We start from the raw sequence: 16125 nt of genomic DNA, 5'->3' as shown, positions 1-16125 counted from the left end.
CTTAAAGTCGCGTTGGAGTGCGATAAGGGCAATCAAACCCTTTCGGGCAAAACCCGATCCGTATTTATCAGCAACAGCTCCTTGTGGGATTGCTTGCGCTGACCGGCGTACTCACCATCGGCGAGGATTTTTTATTTCATAATCAAAGATTTGGCGATGGTGTCCGGAGATTGTGCCTAGTCAAGAAGCGTATCTCTAGGACTTCCCTAGCATTTTCATCAGGGACTTTTCGTCGATCTCAAGGTGTAGATCTCCAGAAGCCAGCCAAGAGCTTACCTGATCAACCAACGCCGATGTTTGATGCTTCTTTATGAATCTAATGGCGCATTCCCAAATAATTAGAACACGCCAACCCAGAGCCCTTAGCTCTAACACCTGAGCTTCATCACGCTTTTGATTATTGGTGATCTTATCAATCCAAAACTCATGACGAGTATTTGGGATCTTGAAATACCGACAACTGTGTCCATGCCAAAAACAACCGTGAACAAAAATAACTGATTTGAACTTTGGCAACACCAAATCCGGCTTGCCAGGCAATCCCTTCACATGCAGCCGAAATCGATAGCCTCGGGCATGCATGGCTTTGCGGATAAGGATCTCTGGAGAAGTATTCCTTCCCTTAATCCCGGACATCATTCGCGATCGGGTTGCAACGTCAACTATGTCAGTCAAATGAGTTCCCTCAAAGCCGGAGCTAAAATGCTCCGGAAATGCAGATAACTCTCTGACGCTACAACGGTAGCGAAAATTCCATCTGGGATTGGTTCGCCGTCGATTTTTCCTTCGCAAGAATAACTCGGTCTTTCATTAATCTCGCCACTGCCTCGAAAACCGGAACTGCTACGGAATTGCCAAACTGCCGATACGCTTGCGTATCCGATACAGGAATTACAAACTTGCTCTCGCCAGGTTTGTCGAATCCCATCAGCCGGGAACACTCGTGCGGAGTGAGTCTTCTGGGCCGATTAAGCTGGTTGAGTTCGCTATGAAAATCGAGATGTTCTATAAATCCCCGATCTACCAAAATTTCGGACCCGTCTTTGTGGTATCTGGCAGATAGCGTCCTTGCGACATCGTTAGGCCGGGTAAGGCCGAACCCGAAGCCGTTCCCTTTCTGCCGATGTTTTTCAGCGTAACGGTACAGATAGTCCCAAAGCTTCGGCGTAAGGATGTATTTGCTATCAACCTCATCATCCAAGAGATCCCCAAAACTCGGACGATGCTTAGGGATTAGCTTATCGATGTCGCGCAGCGTGAAGCCGCCGTGAACGTTCAGATCGCGGCGAAAGCCAACCAAAACAATGCGTTCGCGGTGCTGCGGTACGAAGTGCTTTGCATCGATGACCTTCGGATCTGCACCTTTCGGTGCGTTGACATCCGCTACCTCGTAGCCCAGCTCATCAAGTGCCTCACAGATAATGCGGAATGTATTTCCCTTATCATGGCTCTTCAGATTCTTCACGTTCTCCAGCAAAAACGCTGCCGGACGTTTAGCGGCAATTATCCTGGCAACATCGAAAAACAGGGTGCCCTGCGTCTCACACTCAAAACCATGCTTACGCCCAAGAGAATTCTTTTTTGAGACGCCTGCCAGCGAGAACGGCTGACAAGGAAAACCAGCCAGCAAAACGTCGTGATCAGGGATCTCACGATCAATGTTCACGTACGCCTCGTCTTCACTTACGTCTGGCTTGTCCGACAAAGTGACGGTTCTGATGTCTTGGTTGAATCGATGACGCGCGGGGTCGCAGTAGTGATTTGCCTTGTAAGTCCTGACTGCATACTCGTTCCACTCAGAGGTAAAAACGCATTCGCCGCCGATGGACTCAAATCCCTTTCGAATACCGCCAATGCCTGCGAATAGGTCAATGAAAGTAAAGGTAGGCTTGGCTGTCGGCTTCTTGGGCAGCAACGATTCCAGCCACTTAAATTCTTTGTGAGTCAATCGAGGGGATGCCTTACCTTTGACCCACCGATTTACAGTTTCCCGGCAATGGGGAGAACCCATTTCATTGAGCTTCGCTGCAAGCTGACCCTGGTCGTAGATTTCGAGCAGCTTTTGAAGCAGTGCCATGTCCTCGGCTGGGTGGGGATCCGGGAGCACAACAGGCTGGCCCTGCTGGGCTTCTTGGGTAGGGATGGTTTCAAAAAGGTTCATAGGACCAATAGTCTCTGGGTCAAATCTGTGACGAATGGTCACCATTCTATCCCACAAAAAATGAATGTAAATTCCTCATTCTCGAGGTTTGGAATCCGCGCCACACTGCTGTCTTGTCAGACCTCGAAATACTGTATGGGCAACCAGTATATTCAAAACCCAAAAATGGTCCAGGCCAGATTCCCTTGTGGCGAGCTTCGCTGGCTGCGTCGAGCGCCTTGATAATTCTCCGATGCCCTAGCGTGGGGGTAGAGCCGCACGATTCAGACAAATGATTGAAAACGTAACCAGCTATTGCTACGAGCAACACGGCCGATAGGCTGACATGTGCTACCCCGCATCGCGAGCAAGCTCACTCCTACAGGTCGTGCAGCGCTCACCAACTCTCCACCCTCACGGACCAAACAAAGACCAAGGACATGGCCAAGAAAACCTCCCTCTTAGAAGACCTGTTTCACATCGCCAGCAAACTACCCTGGTGGGTCAGCGCGCTCATTGCGATCAGCTCCGGCGTTTACCTGCACTCGGTAGCGACCGCGCCGATGCCCGTCTACTCCGACCCACAACATTTGCAGTCAGTGGTCTTCAGCACCATGGCGCACACCGGCGCGTTGTTTGGGCAATACCTGCTGCCATTGATCTTCACCGCCGGCGCCATCACCTCAATCATCGGCCGCCGCAAACGCCGCAATCTCCTCGAATCCGCGGCCACCACCAAAGGCAACCCACTGCTGAGCATCTCCTGGCACGAGTTCGAATTACTGGTAGGCGAAGCCTTACGCCGGCGCGGCTACTCAGTACGAGAAACAGGCAAGAACGGCCCGGACGGCGGCATTGATCTGATCGCGCGCAAGGACGGCGAGACGTACGTGGTGCAGTGCAAGCAATGGCGCTCGGTGCAGGTCGGTGTGCCGGTGGTGCGGGAGTTGTATGGCGCGATGGCAGCTGAGGGCGCTGTCGGTGGTTTCGTAGTTACTAGCGGGACGTTCACCAAACCAGCGAGAGATTTTGCGGCGGGCCGCAACGTGCAACTGGTCGACGGATCGGTGTTGAAGCAGTGGATCGCCGAATCGAAGAAGCCCGGGCCACGGCCGACGGTCGAGGTGGTACCCGAGCGTGTCGAGCCAGCAATCGTTGAGCCGGAGGTGGTCGTTACGCCAAGTCCCGCGCCAGCTCCGATTCCCGTTCAAGCGCCAGCTCCAACCGCGACGCCACCCGTCACACGAGAAGCTGAGCCTGAACCTGCTGCCCTGCCCCCGGCGCCTCTTTGCCCGCACTGCCGCAAAACCATGGTGATACGTGTCGCGAGAACCGGCGCCAACGCTGGCGGGAATTTCTGGGGTTGTGTGGCTTATCCAAAATGCCGTGGGATCCGGGCGATTTTCGCGCCGATGATGGTGAAGTAACGCCGCCAGACCAGATGAGCACGTCAGCCAACCCCTGACGTGCTCCGCACAAATCTCGCACCAACAAGCCCCCGCCGCGCAAACACTCCAGCGGCGTTCTGAGATGGCGGTGCGTCAGTGACGAATCAGGTGCTGACACGGTTTTCGCGGGCAAGCGCGCTCCTACAGTGGACGTGTGCGTGGCAGGGACTATCTGGCGGCCCTCATACAAAGCGCCGTGCCGCGAAGCACCACGAAGCCCTGAAAGTTCCCGCCCAAGCCCCCTTCCCCGCATAACATTTTCGCTAACAAATAGTTACCCGGGTTTCATTTGCCCCTGCGTTCGATGCTTCGTAAGGTGGCTTCACCCCATCGAACCCGCCCAGCGCAGGAACGATGGAAACCCACACCAAAGCCGGAGAACGTCAAACGCCTGATCAGCTTTTAGCATTTTGTTTCTGTCGTTTCGCTACGTCGTTGCTCCCGACGTGGTGCCTCCAAGCTCCAAACTTCAGCCGCTTCCCAGCGGCTTTTTTTTGCTCAGCATTTGCTGGATTCGGCCTGCCATCTGCGCCGTATCAGCGACCTGGCGCGCATGAAGCCGACCACAAGCGCCAACGTGCAAAACAGTGCCCAGCAGTCGCGCAACCTCTGTCATGTCCAAGACATCCATCCCTTGCCGCGTGATGAATTGCGTGCCCAGCCGCAGCGCTTGATGCCCGGCGCGGGAAGGATCGACGCAGGTGCCGATGAGAATCCCCTGCACCTGCAAAGCGCGCATCACCGCGCGCGGATCGGCGTCTAGGGAGAGCGGCAGCAAGAGTTGATGGGTATGCACTTCGCCGTCATTGGCGCCTATGACAGGCAAGCCGGCATCGACCAGCTCGCGATGCAGCGCCGCGCTGTTGCTGACAATGCGGGTGGCGTATTCCCGGCCACTGACCTGGGCTTCGGTGAGGGTGACCGCCAGGGAGGGCAGCCGGCCGGCGTCGTAGTTGGCGAGCAGGCGGGTGTTGAGCAGCTTGCGCAGTGGCGTTGCGTCTTCCGGATCGCGGCCGAGCACCAGCCCTTGCGGGCGGCCGGGCAGGGTTTTGTAGGTGGAGCTGCTGATGAGGTCGACGCCGGCGTCAAACGGGTTCGGATAGGTGCCGCCGGCGATCAGGCCCAGCACGTGGGAGGCGTCGAACAGTGTTTTGGCGCCCACCGCGCGGGCCGCGGTGACCACTAGGGCGATGTCGTCGGCCTTGATCATGACGCTGCGTCCAAGCACCACCAGCCTGGGGCGGGTGTGCGTGATCATCTCTGCCGCGCGCGCTGCGTCCAGCTGGCAGTTGCTACGATCGAACGGCAAGTCTTCAACGATGAGACCTGCCAATTCTGCGGTGCCGCCACGGCGTTGGCTCAGATGCCCGCCGTGCTCGGCAGCGGGTGCCAGCACCGTGTCGCCCGGTCGGCAATACGCATGGAAGATCGCCAGGTTGGCCAGGGTGCAACTGGCCAGGCGGACTTCGGCCCAGGCCGCGCCGAACAGGGTCATGGCGGCCTGGCTGGCGAAGGTTTCAAGCTCGCTGACCAGTTCGGTGTCTGGCTGTTCTTTGTGGCCGGTCGGGCCCATGGCCGGGTAGGCACTGAGCGCGGGGTTGTAGGCGGCCATGGCGCGGGCGCTGGGGAGGTTGGCGCCGGCATAGAGCATCAGGCGCTGGGTCTCCAGTTGCGGCAATCGGTCGGCACAGGCGGCCAGTAATGCATCGAGATCACGGGGCATCGTCGGCAGCCTCCTTAATGGCTAATCAACAATCAGTCAACGGCGAATGGAATCCGGGTGCTCGGATTCATCCCTGACGAGGAGCATCAGGGCATCGCGTTTTTCCAGCAGGTGGTGGCGCAGGATGCTGCTCAGCCGCTTGCCGTCCCGGGCTTGCAGGGCCTCGATCATTTCTTCGTGGTCATGCAGCGCGCGGTCCCACTTTGGGGCCTGGTGGTTGGAGAGAAAGCGTAATGCGTGGATGCGCCGGTTCAGCGACAGGTAGACCTGTCGCAGCGCCGAGTTGCGCGCGGCCAGGTTGATCAGGTCGTGGATGGCGCGGTTGCGCTGGTAGTAACCCGGTAGGTCGTTCTGGTTTTTGCTGACCACCATGGCGTAGTGCAGCGCTTTGATGTCGTCGATTTCCTGGGCAGTGATGCGCTCACAGGCCAGCTCCCCGGCGAAGGCTTCGATGCCGCTCATCAGTTCGAAGGTTTCGCGGATCTCCAGCTCGGACATGCGCGCGACGCTGGCGCCACGGTTCGGGTTGATTTCGATCAGCCCTTCCATGGCCAGCACTTTCAGCGCTTCACGCAATGGCGTGCGGGAGATGCCGAGTGTTTCGCACAGCTCTCGCTCGTTGAGCTTGGTACCCGGCGCGAGTACGCCTTCGGTAATAAAGCCGCGCAGGTGATCGATGACGATGTCGTGCAGGCGCTGGCGTTCGACCTTTGGAATTAGTCGTGCAGCCGGTTGGTCGCCCGTTTGATTGTATAGCCCGTCGAAATTTTGCATACAAAATCCTTATCGGACTCGCTCTGGCACCGAGTCCTTATTCGAAAATGCTCCAGTTCGCTGGGGAGATTAGCGTAATTAGGCCGTTTGACACAGCATTGCCCTGTGCTAAGTTAATTTTGAATTCAAAATACAAAACTATAAAAACAAGGAGACACCGATGCTGAAGCTCGATTTCCACCCTGCCGGTCGCCACTTCCTTCAGATTCCAGGGCCTAGCCCGGTGCCGGATCGCATCCTTCGCGCGATGAGTTACCCCACCATTGACCACCGCGGCCCGGAGTTCGGCGAGCTGGGGCTCAAGGTGCTGGAAGGCATCAAGCAGATCTTCAAGACCGTGCATCCGGTGGTGATTTATCCGGCGTCGGGCACCGGTGCCTGGGAAGCGGCGCTGTGCAACACCCTGAGTTCGGGCGACGAAGTGTTGATGTTCGAGACCGGCCATTTCGCGACGCTGTGGCAGAAGATGGCCCTGAGTCTCGGCCTCAAGCCGCAGTTCATCGGTCGGCCCGGCATTGAAGGCTGGCGCGGTGGCGTCGATGCGCAAATGATCGAAGACCACTTGCGGGCAGACAGCTCGCATCGCATCAAAGCCGTCTGCGTCGTACACAACGAGACCAGCACCGGCGTGACGTCGGACATCGCTTCCGTGCGCAAGGCCATTGATGCGGCGGGCCACCCTGCCCTGCTGCTGGTCGACACCATCTCCGGTTTGGCGTCCGCCGACTATCGTCATGATGAGTGGGGCGTGGACGTGACAGTTTCCGGCTCGCAGAAAGGCCTGATGTTGCCGCCGGGCATCAGCTTCAACGCCCTGTCGCCCAAAGCCATCGAGGCCAGCAAGCGTGCCGGTTTGCCCCGCAGTTTCTGGGCGTGGGACGACATCATCGAGATGAACAAGACCGGTTACTGGCCGTACACGCCGAACACCAACTTGTTGTACGGCTTGTCCGAAGCGCTGGACATGATCCTCGGCGAAGGCCTGGACAATGTGTTCATCCGTCATAACCGTCTGGCAAAAGCCTGCCGCACCGCCGTGACGGCTTGGGGCCTGGAAATCCAGTGCGCCGACCCGAGCGTTTACAGCCCCGTGCTCACCGGCGTGATGACGCCAGAAGGCATCGACGCCGACCAGGTGCGCAAGACCATTTACGAGCGTTTCGATATGTCCCTCGGTACAGGCCTGGGCAAGATGAAAGGCCGCATGTTCCGCATCGGCCACTTGGGCGACTGCAACGACCTGATGCTGATGGCCACCCTGACCGGCTGCGAAATGGGCCTGCAAATGGCCGGGGTGAAACTGCAGTCCAGCGGCGTGCTGGCGGCCATGGATTACCTGGGAGGGCAATCGGTGCCGCTGCGACGCGACTGACGCTACACCTGGCTGCGGCACGCCCGCAGCTTGTTTGACACATCTCACTATCCCGAATCATCGCGTTGTCAGCGAACACAATAAGAAACTGGAGATAGCACATGAAGTTTTTACGTCTGCGCCCCACCACGGTGGTGCTGTTCATGTTGTGCGCCATGTATTTCATTACGTACCTGGACCGCGTCAATGTCAGCACCGCCGCAGTCGGTTTCGGTAAAGAATTCAATCTGAGCAAAACCGAGATCGGCATCGTCTTCTCGGCCTTCGCGTACCCCTACCTGATCTTTCAAATCATCGGCGGCTGGGTCAGCGACCGATTCGGCGCCAAGCGAACGCTGGTGGTGTGCGGGCTGATCTGGGCCAGCGCCACGGTGCTGACCGGTCTGGCCGGCGGCTTCGTTTCGCTGATCGTCGCGCGGATCCTCCTCGGCCTCGGTGAAGGCGCCACGTTCCCCGCAGCAACAGCGGCAATGTCCCGCTGGATCCCCAAGGAAAAACGCGGCTTCGCCCAGGGAATTACCCATGCCTTCGCCCGTCTCGGTAACGCGTTGGCGCCGGCAGCGATGATCGCGGTAATGGCCACCTACGGCTGGCGCGAATCGTTTTATGTCTGCGCGGCCACCAGTTTTGTCTGGGTCATCCTGTGGATGTTTGTATTTACCGAGCACCCGAAAGACCACCCGCGCATCTCGAAGCAGGAACTGGACACCCTGCCGCCGCCGAAAGTGAAATCCAGCGTCGTGCTGCCGTGGGGTCGCCTGTTCAAGCGCATGGCCCCGGTCACGATCGTTTATTTCTGCTATGGCTGGACGCTGTGGCTGCTGCTCAGTTGGGTGCCGATGTACTTCATGAACATGGGCCTGGATTTGAAGGGCACGGCGATTTTTGCGTCGACGGTGTTCTTCGGCGGGGTGGTCGGTGACACTCTGGGCGGCATCGTCAGCGACCGCATTTATGCGCGCACCAAGGATCTGAACAAGGCGCGCAGCCTGATGGTTGCCGTGTGCCTGGGGCTGACGCTGCTGTCGCTGGTGCCGTTGATGTTCACCAAGGACATCCACGTGTCCCTGGCCTGCCTGGCGATCGGTTTTTTCTTCTCCGAGATGACCATCGGCCCGATGTGGGCGATTCCGATGGACATCGCGCCGGACCACTGCGGTACCGCGAGCGGCATGATGAACACCGGATCGGCCATGGCCGCCATCGTCAGCCCAGTGGCCGCTGGTCTGTTGATCGACAAGTTTGGCAACTGGCAGCTGCCGTTTCTGGTCAGCATTATTCTGCTGGCGATTGGTGTCGTGCTTTCGTTCCGTATGAAGCCGCAGAACAAGTTTGAATATGGGCAGCCGGCTGCGCCGCTGACACCGGGCGCGGAACCTGCTTCGGTGGTCAGTAAATAAAGCCACAACGGGGGCCGCCTTCGGGTGGCGCTTCCGTCCTGTAAGTTGCAATCGAGCCCACTCAATGGAGCACCCTTTTGGACACTGACACCCAACCTTCGCGCCTGGCGCAGCTGATCGTCGATGCGCAGAACAAGCATGACCTGTTGGGCGAGCTGGATGTCGACCTGAACCCGCCTGACCGTGAAGCGGCGTACCTCACGCAACAGAAAATCCTGCGTTTGCGTGGCGTAGAAGCTGGCGGCTGGAAGATCGGTTCGAAGTCCACGGACGGGCCGATTCAGGGTTCGCCGCTGCCCCGGGACTGCCTGTTCCCGTCGACCGGCACACTGGACCGCAGCGTCTATCCGCCGGTGGGTCTGGAGTTGGAAATCGCCTTCCGCTTCAACCGCGACTTCAGCCCTCGGGATGAGGCGTACAGCGACGAGGAAGTCATGGCGGGCATCGGCGAAATGGCGGCGTCCATCGAGGTGGTTTCCAGCCGGTTTTCGGCCTGGCCGAAGATCGAGCCGCTGACGCAATTGGCCGACTTGCTTAACCACGGCGCCTTGGTGGTGGGTGATTTCGTACCTTATGACGCGTCATTTCCCTTCGTTCAACCGACGCTGACCTTCACGGTGAATGGCGAGAGCATTGTGCCGTCGACAGTCGCCAATCCGGCGGGCGATCCGCGTCGGCTGTTGCCGTGGCTGGTCAACCATCACACCCTTAATGGACTGCCGTTGCCCGAGGATTTCGTGATCACCACGGGGTCTTACACCGGCATGCATTTCGTGCAGGGCATGGCTGAGGTGCTGGGGCAGATCAACGGGCTGCCGTCGGTATCTCTCACGCTGGCCTAACGCTTTACCTCGCTGTCATAAAAAAACCCGCCGATTTGGCGGGTTCTTTTTGGGCGCGAGGATGTTAGTCAGGACGACGGACGTACGACCGATACACGGGCTGCCAGAAGTCTTTTTCAATCGCCGCTGACAGTTCATCTTCCGATTGCGGCGGCGCCACACTGTCGCGCTGGGCCGCCATGCCGACGGCGAACGCGATGCGCTTGCTGACCGCCTGAACATCCCGCAACGGCGGCAGCATCTGCCCTGCCGCTGCGCACTCAGCCAGCGCCTGGGCCGACGCCATCAGCATGCCGTCGGTGACGCGGGTCGCCTTGCTGGCGATGGCGCCGAGGCCGATACCGGGGAAGATGTAGGAGTTATTGCACTGCGCGATGGGAAAGGTTTTACCCAGCACCTCAATGGGCAGAAACGGACTGCCTGTGGCCACCAACGCCTGCCCGTCGGTCCATTGCAGAATGTCCTTGGGGTGCGCTTCGATCTGCGAGGTCGGGTTGGAGAGCGGCATGATGATCGGCTGCGGGCAGTGGCTGTGCATGGTCTCGACGATCTGCTGGGTGAACAGTCCGGCTTTGCCCGACACGCCGATCAGCACGGTGGGTTTGGCGTTGCTGACCACCTCATGCAGCGAGGGCCAGTGCGCGCTGAACTCCCAGTCGTTGAGTGAATCGCTGGAGTGGGCCAGCCGCTGTTGAAAATCGTAGAGGCCCGGCTGGCGATCGGTCAGCAGCCCTTTGCTGTTGAGCAGAAACACCTGGCTGCGCGCCTGGGCTTCGGACAATCCTTCGAGCTGCATGGCGGCGATGATCTGCTCGGCGATCCCACAACCCGCCGACCCGGCGCCGACAAAGGCGACTCTCTGTTCGGACAAGCGCTGGCCCTTCATCTTGCAAGCGGCCAGCAAGGTGCCCACGGTGACGGCGGCAGTGCCCTGAATGTCATCGTTGAAGCAGCAAAGCTGATCGCGAAAGCGCGCCAGCAACGGCATGGCATTGGTCAGCGCGAAGTCTTCGAACTGCAGAATGGCTTCCGGCCAACGGCGCTGGACGCCCTCCACGAATGCCTGCACGAACGCATCATATTCAGCGCCGCGAACGCGCTCTTGGCCACGGCCGAAATACAGCGGATCCGCCAGCAGCGCCGGATTGTTGGTGCCCACGTCGAGCACCACCGGCAGCGTGTAGGCCGGGCTGATGCCGCCGCACGCCGTGTACAGCGACAGCTTGCCGATGGGGATGCCCATGCCGCCGACTCCCTGATCGCCAAGGCCGAGAATGCGCTCGCAGTCGCTGACGACGATGACTTTGACGTTGTCCTTGGTGACGTTGTTGAGGATCTCGTCGATGCGGTCCTTGTCGGCGATGCTGATGAACAGGCCGCGATGGCTGCGGTAGATGCGGGAAAATTCCTGGCAGACCTTGCCAACGGTGGGGGTGTAGATGATCGGCAGCATCTCGTCGAGGTGGTCGTCGACGACGCGGTAGAAGAGTGTTTCGTTGGAATCCTGGATCGAGCGCAGGAGGATGTGTTTATCGAGATCCGTCGTGCAGGCCTGGTATTGGTGATACGCGCGGCTCGCCTGCTGTTCGATGGTTTCGACACGTTCAGGGAGCAGGCCTTGCAGGGCCAAGGCTTCACGCTCTTGGAGGCTGAACGCCGTGCCTTTGTTAAGCAGTGGGGTGCCCAGCAACGTGGGCCCGGCGAAAGGGACTTGCAAGGTGCGATCAGTGGCATGGGTCATGTCTGTCTCCTGTGCTTATTGTATTTTGAATTCAATGTACACCTTTGGCCTGGAAAGCCAATGCGCGGATGGAAATCTGCGGCGCTGGAACTGGCCTCTTCCCGGCTAAAGCCAGTCCTACAACACGCCGCGATCATCCAGTAGGACCGGCTTTAGCCGGGAGACGTCAGCCATCACGCTGCGAATCTTGTGTTGACCATGCCGGCCTCTTCCCGGCTGAAGCCAGTCCTACAACACGCCGCGATCATCCAGTAGGACCGGCTTTAGCCGGGAAGACGTCAGCCAACACGCTGCAAATCTTGTGTTGACCATGCCGGCCTCTTCCCGGCTGAAGCCAGTCCTACAACACGCCGCGATCATCCAGTAGGACCGGCTTTAGCCGGGAAGGCGTCGGGCGTCACGCTGCAAATCTTATTTTGCCCATGCCGGCCCATTCCCGGCTGAAGCCAGTCCCACTAAACACCGCGTACACCCATTGGGACCGGCTTTAGCCGGGAAGGCATCAGGCGTCACGCTGCAAATCTCGTGGCGTACACACTGGCCTATTCCCGGCTGAAGCCGGTCCCACTAAAGCATTGCGTACACCCAGTGGGACCGGCTAAGGCCAGCATTGCCCTCACGACTATCAACCTGCCATCACCCTCAGGCAAAATGCCGGACCTTTGTATGAATCATCCCCAGGAGTGGTCGGAATGCGCTTGTTCAGTTTAAGAACCCTGCTGGTCTGCACCGCTTTAGCGTCATGCCTGGGCATGGTCGGCGCACAAGCCGCGACCAAAGCCAAACCCGCGCCGAAGCCTTCCGGGCAAAAAGTCGCGATGCTCGGCGGCAAGTTCGCTTTCACCCTGCCGAAGGACTACGTCAAGGGGCCGATGGAAGAGATCGACGCCAAGGCCCGGGCCGCAGGTGTGACCGGCTCGCTGTACATGAACAAGCCCGCCAAGCGCGCGGTCATCATCACCGAAGCGCCACTGCTCAATGACCAGAAGGTCGGCGCCAACGACAAGCAAACCCTCGACGGCATCATCGCCGACACGCTGCAACAGCAGCAGTCGAGCTACAAGGACTTCAAGAAGCTGGGCGAGAAGAAGATCGTACGAAAAGGCCTCGGCATGCGTCAGCTGGATATCTCAGGGAGCGTAGACGGCGGCCGGGTGTTGAGCACGACGATTACTGCTGCCTATGGCAAACGCACGGCGATGGTGAACGTGATCTCGCTGGCGAAAGACGCCAAGGCCCACGCCGAGGTGGTAAAGGGCGTGACCGGCGGGAAGTGAGGGTTGCTGCCTTTTCGGCAGCGATTGCAGCCGGAAAAGCAGCGATTTCAGATCCACCTTCGTCAGACGCCGGCAGGCAGCAACTCGCGTTGATTTACTCCGGCAACGTCAGTTTCGTCCCACCCGGATGCGCCTTGATCACGCTGTAAGGCAAGACTGACCATTCCGGGCTTTCGCACGAGCGCATTACCCGGGCGAAGGACGGGCCGAAAACGATGCCTTTTTCGGTGAAGTACCACGACGGAAATTCCCAGACCGATGGGTCGGTGTAGTCGCAGTCGTCTTCGGTAGCAGGCTTCACCATGTCTGCAGGGTGCGCAGCTTTTAACTGGGCGACGAGCCAGGGGGCCAAGGTTTTGCCCCGGTAGTCGGAATAGGTGTCGAAACTCGTGCCACCTTCTTCATCACGTTCGTAGTGAAACGGCGCGCCTTTGCCGACCCACAACACATCTTCCAGCGTTAAGCCTTTCCCCGTGCTGACATCCAGATTCAGCGGCGAATCGCCGAAGTCCGGGTGCGCGCCGCCGCAATCGTAATCGGTGAAAACGCTCAGGCTGACGATGCCAGGCGTCAGTAAGTGCGGCGTGACCGTCTGGGCAAAATCACCGCCGTTGCGGCTGGCGTTGAGCATGCACTGGTGGTAGCTGACAACCTCTTGCCACAGGCGCGAGCGCAGTTGCTGATTGATACGTGCGGCCTGATCCGGCGCGTAACCCGACGTGACTTCAAACATCGAGACGCCCGACTCCGGCTCGACCCACCATTGCAGCCCGTGGCCCATAAACGTAGCGTTTTTATCCGCCTTGAGGTTCAGGTGCGTGAGCCGCAGATAGTCGTACGCCGACTGTTTGTAGATGTCTTGCCAACCCGATTCGGCGGAAGCATCTGGCGCGTTGATGGCGTGTTCGGCCAGTTGCACCTTGTAGGACTTGCCCTTGCTGCTCCAGTCCCCGGTCCAGCTCGCATCCGGATTTTTATGAAGGACCAGCTTCGGCAACTTGGCTTCGTCGTCGTAGCTCAGGCCTTCAGTCAGCGTCAGATCGTTACCCTTGGAGGTGCCGGAAAGCGGCAGGTCCTTGTGGTACTTCTCGTAGAAATACCGGCCCGTCACGTTTTCAGCGCTGGTGAGATCCAGCTCGACGACGATGGGCGATTTACCCAAGGTGCCTGTCAGCACATGGACCGCGTTCTCGGCGTGCAGGGTGAATGGCGCGATCAGCGCGGTGAGGCAAGTGATACGCAAAACGGAGAGAGATACAGGCATCAGACGTCCCTTGTGATGATGCTAACGAGTCGGGGCGGTAATCTCGCGAATCGCGGAGCGTCTGGCAAGTGTTTGCCAGGTGTCCCTCGACACATGACCGCACCATCAGCGCCTGCCTTCAACCGCCATGCGCACCGCAAACCCGAATAACACCGTGCCCATCAGCCAGCGCTGCACTGCCGCCCAAGCGGGCTTCTGCGTCAGAAACACTGCGATGGAACCTGCTGCCATCGCGACCATGGCGTTGACGCTGATGCTGACCACAATCTGTGCGCTGCCCAAGATCAGCGACTGGCTCAGCACGCTGCTGCCGTCGCCGACGGTGATGAACTGCGGCAACAGCGACAGGTAAAGCACCGCCACCTTGGGATTGAACAGGTTGGTCATCAGGCCCATGAGAAACAGCTGCCTGTTGCTGTCCTGGGGCAAATCCTTCACTTGAAACGGCGAGCGACCGCCTGGCTTTACCGCCTGCCAGGCGAGGTACAGCAAATACACGGCACCGGCCATGCGCAACGTGTCGTAGGCATAGGGCACCGCCATCACCAACCCGGTGATGCCAAACGCCGCGCACAGCATGTAGAAGATGAAGCCGACTGCCACGCCGCCGAGGGAGATCAGACCCGCCTTGCGCCCTTGTGAGATGGATCGCGAAATGACGTAAATCATGTTAGGCCCCGGCGTTAGCACCATGCCGAGGGCGATCAGGGAAAAAGCGATGAGGTTTGAGAGTTCGGGCATCGTGGGCTCCTGCCGGCGTGACGGAATACGCAGCCGGACAGCGCCGAACTGCAGCGACATTTCAGCCAATCTGCGCAGAACGGTCTATACACAGATGGCCGGAAAACACGCCATGACAGATGACCCCCATCACTTATCCAAACGGCACCTGCATCACCGCACCCTCCGGCGGCAACCGGCGAGAATTATTTAACCAATAGTGGCCAAATGCTCTTCCCAGCGTCCCGCCAGCGGGGGACACTCGGAGTCGTTGGTCGTGACCGATGTATCAGTCGGGATGCTGCGTTATAACCCGGTGAAGCGCTATGAACACTTCGGTCCACAAAGGTCTCTCCTTCGCCAGACGCATGTACTTGCCGCGCAGCATCGGCCTGGGCATCGGGTTCTTCGCGGTGGCTGCAGCGCTGTACCCTTCCCATCCGCCGGTCTGGGTGTGGATCGCGATGATCCTTCACGGCTACGGCTGGCCGCACCTGGCCTATCAATTGGCCAAGCGCTCACGGCAGCCGTATGCGGCCGAACGCCGCAACCTCATTTATGATTCGCTGGGCGGCGGCTTTTGGGCGGGAGCGATGGGCATCAGTCCGCTGCCGACTGTGACGGTGCTGTCGATGATGGCGATGAACAACATCGCCGCCGGTGGTTTGCGTCTGTTTATCATGGGCTCGCTGGCGCAAGCGACGGGCGCGCTGGTGGCGTACAAGATATTCCTGCCGGCATTGTTTCCCCATGTCACTCAACTGCAGGTATTCGCCTGCCTGCCCACGCTGGTTATCTACCCGATGGCCATTGGGCTGGTCTGTTACCGCGTCGCGGTGCAGCTGTCCAGAAGCAAGAAAGCACTGGAAAAACTCAGCGCCACCGACAGCCTCACCGGCCTCATGAACCACGGCGCGTGGAAGGATCGACTGGCGCTGGAATTCGATAAATGCCAGATGCTCAATCGTCACCACAGCGTGGCATTGATCGACATCGACCACTTCAAAACCATCAACGACACCTACGGCCATATCACCGGCGATAACGTGCTCAAGCAACTGGCCAACGCGCTGTCGGCGAGTCTGCGACAGACCGATCTGGCCGGCCGTTACGGCGGCGACGAATTCTGCGTCATCCTGCCCGACACCACCCTGACCCAGGCGATCGAGATACTCGAACGCCTGCGCCGCACGGTCCACGACCATGCCCATTCCGCCCTCCCCGATCTGACGCTGAGCCTGAGCATCGGCGTCGCGGCGTACGGCGCGCACCAGACCGACGCCGGCCTGTGGCTGCACGAAGCCGACATGGCGCTGTATGACGCAAAAAGCGCGGGGCGAAATCGGGTCACTCCGGCGCAGCCATCCAGTAAGGTTTGCACGCACGAGGGTGCAGCGCTGGGGTGAGTCAACGACCTAATTAGC

Annotated in this window: 13 protein-coding genes; 6 read left to right on the top strand and 7 right to left on the bottom strand. The window is 59.1% G+C overall.

All coding sequences use genetic code 11. The annotated features are described in order from the left end of the window. Window positions 1-195: 195 nt before the first annotated feature. Entirely contained in the window at window positions 196-675 is a 480-nt protein-coding gene (locus tag OKW98_RS08405; protein WP_265388754.1) for a very short patch repair endonuclease, read from the bottom strand. Window positions 676-733: 58 nt separating this feature from the next. After that, window positions 734-2161 carry a DNA (cytosine-5-)-methyltransferase gene (gene dcm / locus OKW98_RS08400; protein ID WP_322114181.1) on the bottom strand — a complete coding sequence of 476 codons (1428 nt, stop codon included), beginning with the start codon at window positions 2159-2161 and terminating at the stop codon, window positions 734-736. A gap of 419 nt (window positions 2162-2580) precedes the next feature. Between dcm and OKW98_RS08395 the strand changes: the two genes are divergently transcribed. Continuing rightward, entirely contained in the window at window positions 2581-3567 is a 987-nt protein-coding gene (locus OKW98_RS08395; protein ID WP_265388753.1) for a restriction endonuclease, read from the top strand. Between the two features lie 490 nt (window positions 3568-4057). Here the strand turns inward: OKW98_RS08395 and OKW98_RS08390 are convergent, their stop codons facing one another. Continuing rightward, window positions 4058-5311 (bottom strand): glycine hydroxymethyltransferase, encoded by a 1254-nt coding sequence (locus tag OKW98_RS08390; RefSeq protein WP_265388752.1) that lies wholly within the window; start codon window positions 5309-5311, stop codon window positions 4058-4060. A gap of 36 nt (window positions 5312-5347) precedes the next feature. Then, the gene (locus OKW98_RS08385; RefSeq protein ID WP_265388751.1) at window positions 5348-6085 is read right to left on the bottom strand and encodes a GntR family transcriptional regulator; all 738 of its coding nucleotides are present in this window, start codon (window positions 6083-6085) and stop codon (window positions 5348-5350) included. A 160-nt stretch (window positions 6086-6245) separates the two neighbouring features. On the opposite strand from OKW98_RS08385, the gene OKW98_RS08380 reads away from it, so the two are divergent. From OKW98_RS08380 to OKW98_RS08370, 3 genes are all read left to right on the top strand, one after another. After that, window positions 6246-7457, top strand: a complete 1212-nt coding sequence (locus OKW98_RS08380; protein ID WP_265388750.1) for a pyridoxal-phosphate-dependent aminotransferase family protein — start codon at window positions 6246-6248, stop codon at window positions 7455-7457. A 101-nt stretch (window positions 7458-7558) separates the two neighbouring features. Further along, window positions 7559-8857: an MFS transporter gene (locus OKW98_RS08375; protein WP_265388749.1), complete on the top strand. Its 1299-nt coding sequence runs from the start codon at window positions 7559-7561 to the stop codon at window positions 8855-8857. Between the two features lie 77 nt (window positions 8858-8934). Continuing rightward, window positions 8935-9699, top strand: a complete 765-nt coding sequence (locus OKW98_RS08370; RefSeq protein WP_265388748.1) for a 2-keto-4-pentenoate hydratase — start codon at window positions 8935-8937, stop codon at window positions 9697-9699. A 64-nt stretch (window positions 9700-9763) separates the two neighbouring features. On the opposite strand, the gene OKW98_RS08365 is transcribed toward OKW98_RS08370, so the two are convergent. Beyond that, window positions 9764-11440: an NAD-dependent malic enzyme gene (locus OKW98_RS08365; protein WP_265388747.1), complete on the bottom strand. Its 1677-nt coding sequence runs from the start codon at window positions 11438-11440 to the stop codon at window positions 9764-9766. A gap of 692 nt (window positions 11441-12132) precedes the next feature. Here OKW98_RS08365 and OKW98_RS08360 point away from each other — a divergent pair. Next, window positions 12133-12717, top strand: a complete 585-nt coding sequence (locus OKW98_RS08360) for a polyribonucleotide nucleotidyltransferase (RefSeq protein WP_265388746.1) — start codon at window positions 12133-12135, stop codon at window positions 12715-12717. Between the two features lie 94 nt (window positions 12718-12811). On the opposite strand, the gene OKW98_RS08355 is transcribed toward OKW98_RS08360, so the two are convergent. After that, window positions 12812-13981 (bottom strand): RsiV family protein, encoded by a 1170-nt coding sequence (locus OKW98_RS08355; RefSeq protein WP_265388745.1) that lies wholly within the window; start codon window positions 13979-13981, stop codon window positions 12812-12814. 105 nt (window positions 13982-14086) lie between these two features. Continuing rightward, the gene (locus tag OKW98_RS08350; RefSeq protein ID WP_265388744.1) at window positions 14087-14722 is read right to left on the bottom strand and encodes a LysE family translocator; all 636 of its coding nucleotides are present in this window, start codon (window positions 14720-14722) and stop codon (window positions 14087-14089) included. Window positions 14723-15027: 305 nt separating this feature from the next. Here OKW98_RS08350 and OKW98_RS08345 point away from each other — a divergent pair, with 305 nt between their 5' ends. Continuing rightward, window positions 15028-16107: a diguanylate cyclase gene (locus tag OKW98_RS08345; protein WP_265388743.1), complete on the top strand. Its 1080-nt coding sequence runs from the start codon at window positions 15028-15030 to the stop codon at window positions 16105-16107. Window positions 16108-16125 lie beyond the last annotated feature (18 nt).

Origin of the sequence: Pseudomonas sp. KU26590, from assembly GCF_026153515.1 — a bacterium.
Lineage (GTDB): Bacteria > Pseudomonadota > Gammaproteobacteria > Pseudomonadales > Pseudomonadaceae > Aquipseudomonas.
This window is presented reverse-complemented; position numbering and strand designations above follow the sequence as displayed.